The organism is Flavobacterium sp. (assembly GCF_024305175.1).
GTDB lineage: Bacteria > Bacteroidota > Bacteroidia > Flavobacteriales > Flavobacteriaceae > Flavobacterium.
The window spans coordinates 24723-40210 of record NZ_JAMWYY010000010.1; the positions used below are offsets into that span (position 1 = coordinate 24723).

At 41.9% G+C, this 15488-nt stretch carries 11 protein-coding genes; 5 read left to right on the forward strand and 6 right to left on the reverse strand.

Annotated features, from left to right (window positions below; translation table 11 throughout):
* Positions 1 to 15: 15 nt before the first annotated feature.
* Positions 16 to 3828, reverse strand: a complete 3813-nt coding sequence (gene porU / locus Q0K96_RS03995; protein WP_297332718.1) for a type IX secretion system sortase PorU — start codon at positions 3826 to 3828, stop codon at positions 16 to 18.
* Between the two features lie 243 nt (positions 3829 to 4071).
* Between porU and gldJ the strand changes: the two genes are divergently transcribed.
* Positions 4072 to 5739, forward strand: a complete 1668-nt coding sequence (gene gldJ, locus Q0K96_RS04000; RefSeq protein ID WP_297332719.1) for a gliding motility lipoprotein GldJ — start codon at positions 4072 to 4074, stop codon at positions 5737 to 5739.
* Between the two features lie 63 nt (positions 5740 to 5802).
* Positions 5803 to 7089, forward strand: a complete 1287-nt coding sequence (gene murF, locus Q0K96_RS04005; protein ID WP_297332720.1) for a UDP-N-acetylmuramoyl-tripeptide--D-alanyl-D-alanine ligase — start codon at positions 5803 to 5805, stop codon at positions 7087 to 7089.
* Between the two features lie 253 nt (positions 7090 to 7342).
* Here the strand turns inward: murF and galE are convergent, their stop codons facing one another.
* Positions 7343 to 8362 carry a UDP-glucose 4-epimerase GalE gene (gene galE, locus Q0K96_RS04010; protein WP_297332721.1) on the reverse strand — a complete coding sequence of 340 codons (1020 nt, stop codon included), beginning with the start codon at positions 8360 to 8362 and terminating at the stop codon, positions 7343 to 7345.
* A 31-nt stretch (positions 8363 to 8393) separates the two neighbouring features.
* Positions 8394 to 9527 (reverse strand): DegT/DnrJ/EryC1/StrS family aminotransferase, encoded by a 1134-nt coding sequence (locus Q0K96_RS04015; protein WP_297332722.1) that lies wholly within the window; start codon positions 9525 to 9527, stop codon positions 8394 to 8396.
* A gap of 101 nt (positions 9528 to 9628) precedes the next feature.
* On the opposite strand from Q0K96_RS04015, the gene Q0K96_RS04020 reads away from it, so the two are divergent.
* A complete protein-coding gene (locus Q0K96_RS04020) occupies positions 9629 to 10858 on the forward strand; it encodes a glycosyltransferase N-terminal domain-containing protein (RefSeq protein ID WP_297332723.1) in 1230 nt (409 codons plus the stop codon).
* On the forward strand, positions 10858 to 11304 hold the full coding sequence (locus Q0K96_RS04025; protein ID WP_297332724.1) for a GNAT family N-acetyltransferase: 447 nt from the start codon (positions 10858 to 10860) through the stop codon (positions 11302 to 11304). Before Q0K96_RS04020 ends, Q0K96_RS04025 begins: the two co-directional genes overlap by 1 nt.
* Before the next feature lie 4 nt (positions 11305 to 11308).
* On the opposite strand, the gene Q0K96_RS04030 is transcribed toward Q0K96_RS04025, so the two are convergent.
* The 3 genes from Q0K96_RS04030 to Q0K96_RS04040 all read right to left on the reverse strand — a co-directional run bounded on the left by Q0K96_RS04030 (position 11309) and on the right by Q0K96_RS04040 (position 13115).
* The gene (locus tag Q0K96_RS04030) at positions 11309 to 11797 is read right to left on the reverse strand and encodes a hypothetical protein (RefSeq protein ID WP_297332725.1); all 489 of its coding nucleotides are present in this window, start codon (positions 11795 to 11797) and stop codon (positions 11309 to 11311) included.
* Positions 11798 to 12026: 229 nt separating this feature from the next.
* Positions 12027 to 12695: an SLATT domain-containing protein gene (locus tag Q0K96_RS04035; protein ID WP_297332726.1), complete on the reverse strand. Its 669-nt coding sequence runs from the start codon at positions 12693 to 12695 to the stop codon at positions 12027 to 12029.
* 9 nt (positions 12696 to 12704) lie between these two features.
* Entirely contained in the window at positions 12705 to 13115 is a 411-nt protein-coding gene (locus tag Q0K96_RS04040) for a RusA family crossover junction endodeoxyribonuclease (RefSeq protein ID WP_297332727.1), read from the reverse strand.
* A 119-nt stretch (positions 13116 to 13234) separates the two neighbouring features.
* Between Q0K96_RS04040 and Q0K96_RS04045 the strand changes: the two genes are divergently transcribed.
* A complete protein-coding gene (locus Q0K96_RS04045) occupies positions 13235 to 15382 on the forward strand; it encodes a S46 family peptidase (protein ID WP_297332728.1) in 2148 nt (715 codons plus the stop codon).
* The last annotated feature ends 106 nt before the right edge of the window (positions 15383 to 15488 follow it).

Here is a 15488-nt window from a genome sequence, read left to right on the forward strand (position 1 = left end):
CAAATATAGTGTTTTTTACAGCAATACAAGTTTTTCATAACGGTATGCTGTTTTATTAGTTACGGTAGATCTTACAGTTAGCTTATATACATATACGCCTTTGCCTATTTTATCGCCAAAGTCGTCTCGCCCGTCCCACCTGATATCACGGCTTAAAAAGCCATCGGTTATTACCGACTGGTTAATTGTTTTTACCACCTTGCCCGATACCGTAAATATCTGCACCTGCACATCAAGCGGCTCAAAAGGCCTGTTATGGTTAAACCAGAATTCAGTATAGCTTACAAATGGGTTAGGGTAATTAAGCACCTTATCTATTGTAAGGGCATCATCTCCCGAAACCACAAACTGGATATCGGCAGTAACAAGGTTATTATACACATCCCATGCTTTAAAGGTTAGTGTATGTAATCCTTTTTCAAGATTGGCAAACGGAAAACGCACTGTTCCCCTTTTATAGGTATCAGGGTCGGCTTCATAATAATCGTTCATCAGGAACGGATTGTTTTCATCGCCATCCAGTATACCTATAATATCGTGGCCTATACCGCTGGCGGTATTAATACCGTGCTCATCTTCAAGAAAAGCAAGCAGCATGGGCGAATCATTCGTAATACCACCGCTCACAAAACTTTCGTCGTTCATGTACAGCCTCACAGAAGGCGCTGTCCTGTCTTCGGCGGCATTTTCGTTTATGCCCCCTATAAGGATGTCATTATCATGGCCTGTCTGGTCTTCTAAAATGTTATTGCGTTTGGCATAAAAGCTTACACGCCCGTTACCAACCGCTATTCGGATATCGCGTGGTACCACAAAGCCAACCTCAAACTGGCCGTTTGTTACCGTGGCACTACCCCTGAAAACCGTTTCGCCCAAGGTGCTAAATAAATAGGGAGTTGGTGTGTTGCCGTCGTTGTTAAGTGTCTGCCTTTGCACTTCTTTATCAAAAACTGTAACTTCAAGATCACCATTATAATTGGTGAGTACCGCGCCTCCTTCGGTAGTTACCTGGCCTTTTAGTGCAACATAATCAAGAGCCCTGATGGGCGCTGTGTTTTCGGCAACAGACACATCGTTTATATGGGTAAGCACAATTTTAGGTTTTGGCACTGCAAGCTTTAGTGCCGGGTCGCCCACAAATGCAATAACCCTGTAACCCGTACTGCTTGATGCCTGCACCTTGGTAAGCCTGAAAGCTTCTGCCATTGTAGGATATTCAGGCAGGTTAAAGGCATAAAGCCTTTCTGAAAGGTCTTTATTGAAATTATAAGCGCTGATTGTAAAGATAGCCCTTGTGGTGGTTATCATGGCAATAGCGCCGCCTTGTGGGTTCCAGTAAATAAATTCTCCCGCCGTTTGCCTGTATGGGTTGTCAAACTTGGTAAGGTCGCATGTTGCTGTTACAAACAACGGATATTTATACCTGTTGGTAAGCACCTGCGCATCGGCACTCTCCAGCATCCTTTCGCTTGCCATACCGTTCTCGCTGCCATGCCCCAGATAGTTAACCACCAACGTGCCGTAATTAATAGAACGTATAAGCTGGTCTTTGGCATCAGGGTAGCGTTCACCACCTGAAGACACCTGCTGCACAAATGAGTCGGTATAAATTTTCCTCACATTTACAAAAGGCCTGAAATCGTCAAGCTGGTTGGCAACTGTATCCTGTGTTGATGTAAACGGCACATCAGACGTGGTGTCTGCATCGTCTGCAACCAGTGTATATTCATTTCTCCACCTTCCGTATGATTCTTCCCCAAGGTATTCCGCTATTTTGTTTACCATTTCACGGGCCTGCTGAGTGCTGCTTACCAGCATCCGTCCAACTGCAATATCAGCTTCTTCACTATCACCGGCAATCCTTCCTTCTGCAGGATCCATCAATACAAAAAACTCATCTGTAGCAAAAGTACTTACTTCACTATAATTGGAAGAACCTGCATTTGTTTCGTTGTAATAGTGAAAAATCGGGACAATATTCGTGTTATTGGGTATCCTGTCTTTAAAATCGAAGGAAGCGTCGCCAAAAAGATTCACATATTTTACTTTGTTATCATCTGACGAGGCATTGTTATAAACGTATTTTATAAAGTTGCGGATTGCACCTATATCCTGTTTTCCTGATGCAAACTCCTGGTATATTTTTTCAAGCGTTACCACTTTAACTACCATACCCGAATTGGTCCTGTGGATACCGGCAAGCTCTTCGGCCTGGTTACGGAGAAACTCAGGAGTAATAATAAGGTACTCCACATCCTGAAACTGCCCCTGCGCATTATTAAAAATAGTACCTTTCAGGTTTTGGTTGGCTACCCTTGTGTTAGACTCCCTTAAAGGGGTAAGGTAGCCTGAAGATGTTACGGTAATATACTCCCTAACCTCGCCCATATTAGCCCTGAAGGCAAACTGGTTGCTGCTGTTTTCTGCTACCTGAGCGGCATTATATATATCTGTTATATCCCAGATGGCATTAATATCGCCTGCACCGGTAAACTGGTATTCTATTACCCCTATATTATTAGCTGCCTCATTATACCTGAAACGGAACTGCCCGTTACCGCCCCTGAGGCTGCGCTTGCATTCTATTGCTATATAATCCAGCCAGGCATCCGAAGTAGGCACACCATTGTTATTATAGCTCAGCGCAACAGTTATATCTTCTGCAGAGGCATTAAAGTTAGTGATAAGTGTGCCGTCAACACCCCCTGCAAGAGAGCCTACAGCGCCAAAGTTGATTGTACCTGCCGTTTGCCCGTTTACTGTTACCCCCATAGAGGTAGATGTAAGTGAGTTGGCTGCCGCCCTTACTGTTATTTTAGCTTCACCGGGCACTATATCAGGCACTGTAAAATCAAACTCCTGCTCATCTTCTATATCAAAAGCTTCGCCATGCCATTTGCGCCCTAACCTCGCTATACTTACAAGGTCGCGCTCGTGGTACACATATTCATCAAACTGTGTAGTAGTTATTGCGGGCGTGCCCGATGGCTGTGGCACAGCATTTATGCGCTTACCGTTACCTCCGTATGAAGTTACATAATAATATGACCTATTTGCATACAGGTTATTATGCGTGCCGTTTTCACGGCTAAAGTTATCTACACCTTCGGCATAAAATAATATGTAGTCAGAATTATCAAACTGCCCGTCCTGCTCGCCTACAAACATAATAGCGTTTTCGGCAAGGTCGGCAGGATAATCGGCAGAGTTAAGCAAAGGCAGCATGCGCCCGCCGTTACCATATATTTTTATCCTTCGCGGGTCTGCATTTACATCAAGCCCCAGTTGCTGCAAAAAACTTTTAGATAAACGGTATACGCCCGATTTCTCTACATAAAACCTGTACCACTCGCCTGCGGCTAGCACAGAGTTGGATATCGTATTGAAATCGTTAGTGCTCTTAAGCCTTTCGGCAGAAGCCCTGTATGAAAATGAATAGCTGAAAGATTTGACTCTTTTATAGGAATTGCCTTCTTTTATAATAGGATTTAAAGTAATAACAGCATAGTGGCTGTTGCGTGCTTTAGAAGCATTAACAACGGCATCCAGCTTTAGGGGTACTTTGTTTTTATCTATATCTCCCAGCGCTGCGGCATTAATATTTTCATAAACCACATTGGTAATGGTAAGTGAATTGGGGTCGGCTACCGAAGGCGCGGGTATTTTATACGAAAAAAGGAGCTGTTTGTTTACAAAATCAAAACCCATGTAATTTTGCTGAAACGAGGGTATCTGTAAATCTGTTTCAGCAAAAGATACTTTCTGGCTTTCGTTCCAGACAAGCTCAATAGCACCTGACTGCTGGCCGAAAACTGTAGCCGACAGCATCAATGTACATATATATAGGAGTATATTGTATTTCATCACACAACAAAACGCAAACAAAAAAAATATATTACAAAGCCGTTAAAATATTTTTTTGCCTGTACCGATGCAATATTACTTTAAAATAGCCGTTTAAGAAAGACACATTTAACATAAATTTGGATTTTTATTAAAAATTTTAAAATCGTGTTGCGGTTTAATGGTTAATTATTATATTGCGCCACGAAATTTATTACCTAGAGAAAGATGAGAATTAACAAGATGACTGCTTTAAAACTGGTTGTGGCACTGGCCATAACTTTTGGTTTTACCGCTTGTAGCAAGAAATCGGGAGGCTCTAATACCTCTACCGCTACGGGATGGAGAATTAATGACAAGAAAGGCGGATTTCAACACAACTCGCGCTACAAGCAGCAAGAGCCTGGGCCCGGACTTGTGGAAGTAGAAGGAGGAACTTTTACTATGGGTAGGGTTGCCGATGACGTTATGCACGACTGGAACAACACCCCTACGCAGCAGCACGTACAATCTTTCTACATGGATGAAACCGAGGTAACGAATGTTATGTACATGGAGTACCTTGACTGGCTAAAGAGGGTTTACCCGCCAAGCGAAGAGAACTATAAAAATATTTATGTTGGCGCACTGCCTGATACCCTTGTATGGAGGAGTGCACTTGGTTATAATGAAACCATGACCAACAACTACCTTAGGCACCCTGCTTATGGCAACTACCCGGTAGTTGGTGTTAACTGGATACAGGCTGTTGAATTCAGTAAATGGAGGACAGACCGTGTTAACGAGGCTTTACTTGAGCAGGAAGGTTATATTAAAAGAGATGCTAAAGTTACAGACGTAAGCGCTGAATCTACTTTCAGTACTGAGGCTTATCTTGAAAGCCCAAGCAAGAGCTATGGCGGTAATGAAGAAATTGTTTACAAAGGACGTAACAACAAACTTTCAGGAGACGAAGAAGCTAAAGGCGTTTATGCACAAAGAACATCAGGTTTAATTTTACCTGAATACAGGCTACCTACCGAAGCTGAGTGGGAATATGCTGCAATTGCACTTGTTGGTAACCGCGAGTACAACCTGTACAGGGGTAACAAAAAATACCCATGGAAAGGTCAGTACACCCGTAACTCAAGAAGGCAGAGCAAAGGCGACCAACTTGCAAACTTTAAGCAAGGTAAAGGTGACTACGGCGGAATTGCAGGATGGAGCGATGACAATGCAGATATTACTGCTCCTGTAAAAACATACCCTCCTAACGACTTTGGCCTTTATGATATGGCAGGTAACGTTGCTGAATGGGTTGCTGACGTTTACCGTCCGATAGTAGATGATGAAGCTAACGACTTTAACTACTACAGGGGTAACGTTTACATGAAAAACAAAATTGGCGATGACGGCAGGGCAGAACTTGTTACTGCAGAGACAATAGAATATGACACACTGGCTAACGGACGCATACAGTACCGTAACCTGCCGGGGCAAATTGCACAGGAAGCTATTACCCAGGAAGATGTTTTCTTGAGGCAAAACTACACCAGGAGTGATAACAGGGATTACAGGGATGGTGATGTACAGTCTTCACGTTTCTATAACTATGGTGCCACAGATGAAGGCGGACTTAGCGAAAACCAAAGGATGTATGATTCACCTAAGCACGAAGTAGGAAGCGACAGCCTTGGCGAAATGTACAAGAAATGGGACCCGTCTTCTGCAAGGACTACGCTTATTAACGATAACGTAAGGGTTTACAAAGGCGGCTCATGGAGAGACAGGGCTTACTGGCTAGATCCTGCACAAAGGAGGTATTTCCCTCAGGATATGGCAACCGACTATATCGGTTTCAGGTGTGCCATGAGTAAAGTAGGACCTAAAAACGGCAGGAAAACTGCAAGGAACTAAATAAATTTCAACTTAAATATTATAAATAAAGCCCTATCTTAGGGCTTTATTTTTTTGCCATATATGGAAACATCCAGCCTTTATCAATACTTTTTACAATGTGGTTCTGTATCAACCGATACCAGGAACATAATACCCGGCTCATTATTTTTTGCGTTGAAAGGCGATAACTTTAATGCCAATACTTTTGCGCAGGAAGCGCTTGCAAAAGGGGCAAAGTTTGCCGTGATAGACGAAGCTGAATATAAAACTGCCGATAATATGCTGCTGGTTAATGACAGCCTTACTGCCCTGCAGCAACTGGCTAACCACCACAGGAAGCAGCTTGGGCTGCCTGTAATAGCATTAACCGGAAGCAACGGCAAGACCACCACTAAAGAGCTTATAAACGCTGTGCTAAGCTCTAAATATACTACAAAGGCTACAGCAGGAAACCTAAATAACCATATCGGGGTACCGCTCACGCTTTTATCGTTTACCGACGAGACCGAGATAGGAATTGTAGAGATGGGGGCTAACCATCAAAAGGAAATTGAATTTTTGTGCAGCATCGCCGAACCTAACTTTGGGTACATAACCAATTTTGGAAAGGCACACCTTGAAGGATTTGGCGGTTATGAGGGCGTTATAAAAGGAAAAAGCGAACTTTATACGTACTTAAAAGAAAATATAAAAACGGTTTTCGTAAACCTGGATGATCCAATACAAAAAGAAAAAACAGAAGATATACCGCGATTTACCTTTGCTGTTGATAATTATAACAGCGACCTGCGTATCGAGAAAACAGAAGCAAATCCAATGGTTAGCATAACTTATAATGGTAATGAGATAAAAACAAATCTTATAGGCTCATATAATATCCCTAACATTTGTGCAGCAATTGCTATTGGTAATTATTTTAAGGTAAGTGATGCGAAAATTAAAGCCGCGCTTGAAGATTATACTCCCAATAATAACAGGTCGCAACTGGTACAGAGGGGCAGCAACAGCATTATCCTTGATGCCTATAATGCCAACCCAAGCAGTATGGCTGCCGCACTTAATAACTTTATCCAGCTTGAGAGAGCAAATAAAATAGCTGTTTTAGGCGATATGTTTGAGCTTGGGGATGAAAGTGCGGAAGAGCATAAAAAGATAGTCCATCTGCTTATAAACCATTCTGACAACGTTACATTTTACTTTGTAGGAAAAGAATTTTACAACCACAACCCGGAAAAAGCCAACATGAACTTCTTTGCCGATTATGACAGCTTTGCAAAGTATTTCAGCACTGTAAAGCCTCAGGGTGCCACTATACTCATTAAAGGATCAAGAGGGATGGCTTTAGAAAGGACACTCGAACTCCTGTAATTAATTTAAATATTTCTTTTTGCTTATATAAACCTTCCACATCTTAAAGATAAAAAGTGTATTAAGCAAAAACAGGAATTGCAGCAACAGATATTTTTTTTGGAATATACTTTGGGTAAACAAATCAGTCATAGCTAATACTAAAAGTAATCCGCCAATTAACCAAAGGGCAGTAAGTACTACTGCCCTTTTTTTGGTAATAAGATGAAATAAGGCTTTATCCTTTAAGCTTATATTATTGCGTTGCTCCATATTATTCTTTTCCCCTAACTTTCTTTTCCCACTTCCATGCAGAGGCCAAGGCGTCTTCCATAGTTAGCCCTGCTTTCCAGCCCAGCACATTATTAGCTTTGGCAGTATCGGCATAGGCTTCGGTAATATCGCCTGCCCTGCGCGCTACAATTCTATAATTTAGCTTTTGCCCTGTCACTTTTTCAAAAGCATTTATTACCTCAAGTACGCTGTTACCTTTGCCTGTACCCAGGTTAAACACCTCAACTTTATCTGCATTCTTGTTATCGATGAGCCTTTTTAAAGCGGTAACGTGTGCTTTGGCGAGGTCAACCACGTGGATATAATCTCTAATGCAGGTACCGTCCGGAGTTGGATAATCATCTCCAAAAACTGAAAGCTGCTCACGAAGGCCTATAGCTGTTTGCGTAATAAAAGGCACTAAGTTTTGCGGTGTACCTTTTGGCAGTTCACCAATCATTACAGAATCATGTGCCCCTACAGGATTAAAATAGCGTAATAGTATAGCGTTAATATTCGACACGTTAGCAACATCGGTAATAATCTCTTCACCTATCTGCTTGGTATTGCCGTAAGGCGACATAGCAACCTGTATAGGTGCATCTTCCGTTATAGGCATTTTTTCGGCCTGCCCGTACACAGTGCACGACGAGCTGAATATAAAATGTGATTTCTCTTTTTGTTGCAGCCCCCGCAAAAGGTACACTAAAGAGCCTAAATTGTTCTCATAATACAGCAGAGGATTTTCTACACTCTCCCCCACGGCTTTAGATGCTGCAAAATGTATAATGCTTGCCACATCATTATACTTACTGAAAAATGCCTGAACCGCAGCCTTGTCGCGCAGGTCAATCTGTTCAAAATCGGGTTTTTTGCCGGTAATGGCAGTTATGCCGTCCAGCACTTCAATTGATGAATTAGAGAGGTCGTCTATCACCACTACATCAAAACCTTCATTTTGCAGTTCGACCACTGTGTGCGAGCCAATAAATCCGAGGCCACCGGTTACAAGTATTTTCATGGGTATGTTAATTGTTTGTTTGTTTATGTGCTTATATACTCAGGAAATCTAAAATGGTTTGGGTTATAAATTCTACCTGCTCATCATCCAGCTCGGTGTGCATTGGTAATGATATTACTTCTTTTACAAGCTGGTTGGTTACGGTAAAATCATCTTCATTGTAGCGACTGCTGGCATAAGCCTTTTGGCTGTGCAGCGGTATAGGGTAGTAAATAGCACACGGTATGCCTTTATCAAGCAGGTGCTTCATCAGTGTATTCCTGTCGGCATTCAGTATCCTCAATGTGTATTGATGAAAAACATGGCTCTCATCATCACCCTTTATTACCGGAGTAATAATATCGGCATGGCCTGCAAATGCCTTGCTGTACTTATCGGCAGCGGCACGGCGCGCTTTATTATAATCATCAAGATGCGGCAGCTTCGCATTTAGTACCGCAGCCTGAACACTGTCAAGCCTTGAGTTTACCCCTACCACATCATGGTGATAGCGCTCATACATACCGTGATTAACTATACCGCGTAGCTTGTGCGCAAGCTCATCATCATTGGTAAAAATGGCACCGCCGTCTCCATAGCAGCCCAGATTTTTAGATGGGAAGAAAGAAGTAGAAGCCACATGGCCTATAGTACCCGCTTTCTTTTTAGTGCCATCTGCAAAAGTATATTCAGCGCCAATTGCCTGAGCGTTATCTTCTATAACATACAGGTTATGCTCTTCTGCGAGCGCCATTATTGCTTCCATATCCGCTACCTGACCAAACAGGTGAACCGGCACTATAGCTTTGGTTTTAGGTGTTATGGCATTGCGTATGGCTTCTACAGAAATATTAAAACTATCAGGCTCTACATCCACCAGTACCGGGGTAAGCTGTAACAATGCAATAACCTCTACTGTAGCGGCAAAGGTAAAATCGGCGGTAATAACCTCATCACCCGGCTCAAGACCAAGGCCCATCATGGCTATCTGTAAAGCATCTGTACCGTTTGCACAAGGTATTACGTGCTTAACGCCGAGGTATTCTTCAAGGTTTTTCTGGAATTTATGTACCTCCGGCCCGTTAATATAGGTTGTTGTATCAAGCACTTCCTGTATAGAGGCATCTACAGTTTGTTTTATCTTATCATACTGACCCTTAAGGTCAACCATTTGTAATTTTTTCATTTGCTTTTCTAATTTAAGCCATCGCAAAACTACTAATTAAATAGCTCCCTGCCAATGAAAATGCCCTAAAGTGCGTATTTTAGCAGCACAATACATACACCATGCTTTTTCTTTACAACCTGCTTACCTATGTCGCTATGGGCGCACTAAAAATAATTGCGCTTTTTAGCCCCAAGATAAAACTGTTCGTTAACGGGCGAAAGCCTGTGTTTGAGATACTAAAGCAAAAAATTAGCCCCAACGATAAGGTTATATGGTTTCATGCCGCATCTTTGGGCGAGTTTGAGCAGGGGTTACCGGTAATGGAGCGCATCCGCGAAAGGCATCCGCAGCACAAAATACTGCTCACTTTTTTTTCGCCGTCGGGATATGAAGTGCGTAAAAATACCCCTGCTGCCGATGTGGTGGTTTACCTGCCGATGGACACAAAAGCCAACGCCGAAAGATTCATGGAGCTGGCGCACCCCGATATGGTGTTCTTTATTAAATATGAATTCTGGCCCAACTACCTGAATGCGGTAAGGAAGCGCAATACCGAAGCCTACCTTATTTCGGGGCTGTTTCGCGAAAAGCAGGTATTCTTTAAATGGTATGGCGGGTTTTACCGCGAGGCGCTAAAGGCATTCCGGCATTTTTTTGTGCAGTACGAAAACTCTAAGCAACTGCTGCACAACATAGGCTTTACCAATGTAACCGTTAGCGGCGATACCCGCTACGACCGCGTGAGTAAAATACTGGAACGCAACAACAGCCTGCCTTTTATAGAGCAGTTCATAAACGGAAAAACATCTTTGGTGTTCGGTAGCTCGTGGCCTAAGGGCGAGGCAATGTTTACAGGGTTCATTAACAAGTCAGAAGATATTAAATGCATTATCGCCCCTCACACAGTAGGCGAAAGCCATATAGCCGAACTAAAAAGCAGTATTACCAAAAAAACAGTATTGTTCTCTGAAATGGAAGGTAAAGACCTTTTAGCTTATGATGTTTTTATTGTAGATACCATTGGCATACTGGGCAAGATATACAGCTATGCAGATGCGGCCTATGTGGGCGGCGGCTTTGGCTCAGCGGGGCTGCACAACATACTGGAGCCCGCCGCGTTTGGCGTGCCCATTGTTATTGGCCCTAACCACGAGCGTTTTCCGGAGGCGGTGGCGTTGGTAAACCTGGGCGGCTGCCTGGTGGTGCACAACAGGGAAGAAATGGAAAACACCCTTACTAAACTGGCGTATGATGCTGCCTACCGCGCGGAGTGCGGCCATATTGCAGGGACTTTTGTACACATGAACCGCGGGGCGGTTGACACTATAATGAATAAAATAGCACAATAATGGAACATTTTAAGCCGATAGCGCAACAGGATATAGAGGTGGTTACCACCATGATGGAGGAGTTTTACGGCATAGACAACTACCCCATTAACATAGAAAAAACAAAAAGCCTGCTGAAAGAGTTTATTGTAAACGATGCACTGGGCAGCGGCTGGCTTATACTGCACAACGGGCAGGCTGTGGGCTATGTGATACTGACCTTTGTGTTTAGCTTTGAGTATGCCGGGCGCATTGCTATTTTAGATGAACTGTACATACGCAACGAGTGTCGCGGGCTTGGGCTGGGCGGCAACACCCTCGATTTTATACATGAACAGGCAAAACAACTGGGCATAAAAATTATTTACCTGGAAATTGAGAACCACAACGAAAAAGCCCGCAACCTGTACCTATCTAAAAACTACACCATGCACCACAGGGGTTCGATGAAGTTGGTGGTGGAGTAGTTATTTATTCACCAAATGGCTCATCGTATTCATAACTAATAACACCTTCCGTAATAATTAGTTCCTCGCCATTTGCATTAATTTTTCCTGCAAAAGTGGCATAAAAACATTCAGACCTGTTTACCAGGACGTTGCTTTCAAAATCATCATTAACAAGTTCATACGTACCTGTATGCGCCTCATCAAAATTGCTCAGCTTTAATAGATCTATAACATTGTTCCCTGTTTCTTTATATATCATTTCCAGCCTTAGCGTACCTTGTGTGCTTCCGTAAAACAGTAAGGATAAATCATATTGTCCCGTTCCCCATATAATATCTATTCCCCTCCCTCCGGTGGTAAAGGTTTTTAATTCTCCATTAATTTTCATTGAAATGTTAGTCGCACGACAACTCTGAGATGATTCATTGTCTTTTGAAGCTGACTCATCGTCTTTTGAACATGAAAGAAACAAAGAGGCTGAAACAACAATAAGGAAGATTAGCTTTTTCATAATTTTTTAGTTAATTATTCAAATAAATAAAATTCTGACTAATTAAGCAAGCGTCACGAATAAATTGTCATTGTAGATGATTTGTAAGGCTACAATGTAGACCGGTTTACATCATCTAAATGACATGCCCGCAACCTGTACCTTTCTAAAAACTACACCATGCATCACAGGGGTTCAATGAAGTTGGTGGTGGGATAAGATAAGTTTTACATATGAAAGATGGGAAATATTATTCTCCTGTAGCTATTAAAAAGCCAATTATTATTGGAGGTACTGTTATCATTATTGTATACCAACCATACACATCCCAGTAATAATTAATTTTGACCTTCCTAATATTCTTTTTAGTTACCTTTTCTGGTAGTAGTTCTTTAATATATCGCACATTATTAATCAAAAACATATCATAATCAATAGGCGCATGATTATGATAATTATTTAAAATATTTTGATATTTTTCCGATATATTTTTAGCGAAATTATAAGTTTCATATTCGCTCACATTCAATTTTAACGTTTTAAAAATCCTTAGTTCGTTGTATAATTCAGACAATTCTAGTCCACAATCATGAAAAATTTTAGCATTTAACTTATAATCTTGGGCACTTTCAAATTGACTAAATACTAAAACCAAAATAGAAAGTGCTGTAATAATATAGTTATATATATTAACTTGATCATCTTGATTTATGTTATAAACAGATATTAATCCTGCGATAATTAGATATGCTGAAATGATTGCTAAGCTAATATTTGACATTTTAGCTTTCGACTTTAATCTTTTATCTGCAAAAAAACGAGCTCCTTTTGTAGACCAAATTTTGTAATTTAACTCTTCCAAAAAGCTTTTTTCTAGATAACTTTTTTGAGGCGAATGTTTTTCAGTTCTATTGTCCATAACAATTTATTAGCTTTGAAATATTTTTATCAAAATTGAGGATCTAGGTTCATTTATATTAATTCTTTTAATTAATAATTCATCTACCTGTCTATCATCTTGCCACACTTTTCCAGTATGTGTAATACCATCTAAAATTATCTTGCAATAATTGTCTAGGTCAGCTTTACCTAACCTATCGCTCCCATTATAAACAATAATTTGCACCTTAAATCTATTTTTTGTCGCTAGAGAATTAATAGTAGAGAAAACTTTTGCCAAACAAAAATTTGTATCTGATATCAAGTTATAGCCTTTAGAGGACTTCCTTGGAAGACGTGGTTTTCTACCATCCAAATATTCAAAGGGGTATAATTTAAATTCAAAAGATTTTGAATTTAGTTTAACAGGCAAAAAAATTTCAGCATTTAAGTAATCCATCCGGCCTTTTTTTATTAATCAAATATATTTAATTTTACTATTATTATTCTGCGCAAAACTACCTGTTTTATCCCCACCGCAAAAATCCCTATCTTGCACCAATAATTTTTAATCAAACTATGAGAATATTACGATTACTGGCATTATTGCTGCTAACGCTTCCTGCCGTTGCCCAGCAGGGCGGCATGTGGATACCCTCGCTGCTAAAGGGCATGAACGAAAAAGAAATGAAAAGCCTGGGCATGAAAATGTCGGCTTCCGATATTTATGATGTAAACAACTCATCCTTAAAAGATGCCGTTCCGCATTTTGATGGCGGCTGCACCAGCGAGGTAATTTCGCCAAAGGGGCTGCTGCTTACCAACCACCATTGCGGGTATGATGCCATACAAAGCCACTCGACCGTACAGCACGACTACCTGGCTGACGGTTTTTGGGCCATGAGCATGGAAGAAGAACTGCCTAACCCCGGTATGGAAGTAACCTTTATCGTAAAGATAGAAGATGTTACCAACCAGGTACTGGAGGGCGTAAGCCTGCTGAAAAGCGAAGAAGAAAAGCAAAAGAAAATCCAGGAAAACATATCAAAGCTCACCAATTCTCTGCCGAAAGAATCGTGGCAGGAAAACATGATCCGCACGTTCTATGAGGGCAACCAGTATATGCGCTTTGTAACCGAAACGTTTAAAGACATCCGCCTGGTAGGTGCACCGCCTTCATCAATAGGTAAGTTCGGTTCAGATACCGATAACTGGGTTTGGCCGCGCCACACCGGCGATTTTTCGCTGTTCCGCATCTATGCCGGTAAAGACAACCGCCCTGCCGAGTACAGCAAAGACAACGTACCTTATACACCTAAGCACTACTTCCCTATTTCGCTTGGCGGTGTTAAAGAAGACGATTTTACGCTGGTATTCGGTTACCCGGGCCGCACGCAGGAATACCTGCCTGCCGTTGCCGTAGAGCAGATTGTAAACGTGCTTAACCCTGCCAAGATAGAAGTGCGCGATGCAGCCCTTAAGGTTGCCGACAGCTACATGCGCAAAGACAAGCAGATAAAAATTCAGTATGCCAGCAAATATGCCAGTATAGCCAACTACTGGAAAAAATGGATAGGCGAAACGCAGGGGCTAAAGCAAACCAATGCCGTTGCCGTTAAAAGAGCTTTTGAGAAAGACTTTTTGGCAAGGGCTGCAAAGGCAGGCAAGACTGCCGAATATGGAAACCTGTTCAACGATTTTGCAAGGCTGTACTCAGAAATTGAGCCTTACCAGCTAAGCCGCGATTATTTTATAGAGGTAGCGTTGCGCAATACAGAGCTGCTTACCGTAGGCTACAGGTTGTACCAGCTTGAGCAGGTGTATAATGCACGTGGCGAACAGTCCTTTAACGACCGCAGGAACAATACCGTTGCTTCGCTTGAGGGTACTTACAAAGATTTCAGCAAGGTGGTTGACGAGAAAATATTCGAGCAACTGATAGAGCTGTATGCTACCAAATCGCCGAAGCAGTTTTTACCGGATGTATTAAAGAATAAAGACTATAAAGCGCTAACGCAGGAGATATACAGCCAGTCGAAGCTTACAAGCTACAATGGCGTAAAGGAACTGCTTCAGGGCGATGCCAAGCAGGTAATGGAAAAACTGAACAACGATAAGGGCTACAGCCTGGTAAAAGCTATGGCTACCGCTTTTATAGAGAACGTAAACCCCAAATATGAAGAGCTTAACCTTGAAATAGCAGCATTGCAGCGCACCTATATGAAAGGCATACTGGAACTGAGCCCTAAAGATGCCCGCATCTTTCCTGATGCCAACAGTACCCTGCGTGTTACCTATGGTAAAGTGAAAGGCTATGAGCCGAGGGATGCCGTTTACTATGAGCCTGTAACCTATCTTGACGGGGTTATAGAAAAATATGTGCCCGGCGATTATGAGTTTGACGTACCGCAAAAGCTGATAGAGCTATACAACAAGAAAGATTATGGCCCGTATGGTGAAAACGGCAAGATGCCGGTATGCTTTATAGGCACTAACCACACCACAGGCGGTAACAGCGGCAGCCCTGCCATAGATGCAAAAGGCAACCTTATAGGCCTTAACTTCGACCGTGTTTGGGAAGGTACCATGAGCGACATTTATTATGATCCTTTAATTTGCCGTAACATAATGGTAGATATACGCTATGTATTGTTTGTGGTAGATAAATATGCGGGTGCAAAAAGGCTTATTGAAGAGATGAAACTGGTAGATGTAAAGAAAAAATAAGGTCGTTTTACGATAGTGCACAACAGCACTTTTACCCTTACAGCTATCTTTTGGGAAGATTTATAAATACCGACAATAATCTTTATACAAAAAAAATAGGAAAATA

Excerpts from the sequence above, each read along its gene's own strand:
- porU (WP_297332718.1), bottom strand. The coding sequence starts at position 3,828 with ATGCTGTCGGCTACAGTTTTCGGCCAGCAGTCAGGTGCTATTGAGCTT.
- gldJ (WP_297332719.1), top strand. The coding sequence starts at position 4,072 with ATGAGAATTAACAAGATGACTGCTTTAAAACTGGTTGTGGCACTGGCC.
- murF (WP_297332720.1), top strand. The coding sequence starts at position 5,803 with ATGGAAACATCCAGCCTTTATCAATACTTTTTACAATGTGGTTCTGTA.
- galE (WP_297332721.1), bottom strand. The coding sequence starts at position 8,362 with ATGAAAATACTTGTAACCGGTGGCCTCGGATTTATTGGCTCGCACACA.
- Q0K96_RS04015 (WP_297332722.1), bottom strand. The coding sequence starts at position 9,527 with ATGAAAAAATTACAAATGGTTGACCTTAAGGGTCAGTATGATAAGATA.
- Q0K96_RS04020 (WP_297332723.1), top strand. The coding sequence starts at position 9,629 with ATGCTTTTTCTTTACAACCTGCTTACCTATGTCGCTATGGGCGCACTA.
- Q0K96_RS04025 (WP_297332724.1), top strand. The coding sequence starts at position 10,858 with ATGGAACATTTTAAGCCGATAGCGCAACAGGATATAGAGGTGGTTACC.
- Q0K96_RS04030 (WP_297332725.1), bottom strand. The coding sequence starts at position 11,797 with ATGAAAAAGCTAATCTTCCTTATTGTTGTTTCAGCCTCTTTGTTTCTT.
- Q0K96_RS04035 (WP_297332726.1), bottom strand. The coding sequence starts at position 12,695 with ATGGACAATAGAACTGAAAAACATTCGCCTCAAAAAAGTTATCTAGAA.
- Q0K96_RS04040 (WP_297332727.1), bottom strand. The coding sequence starts at position 13,115 with ATGGATTACTTAAATGCTGAAATTTTTTTGCCTGTTAAACTAAATTCA.
- Q0K96_RS04045 (WP_297332728.1), top strand. The coding sequence starts at position 13,235 with ATGAGAATATTACGATTACTGGCATTATTGCTGCTAACGCTTCCTGCC.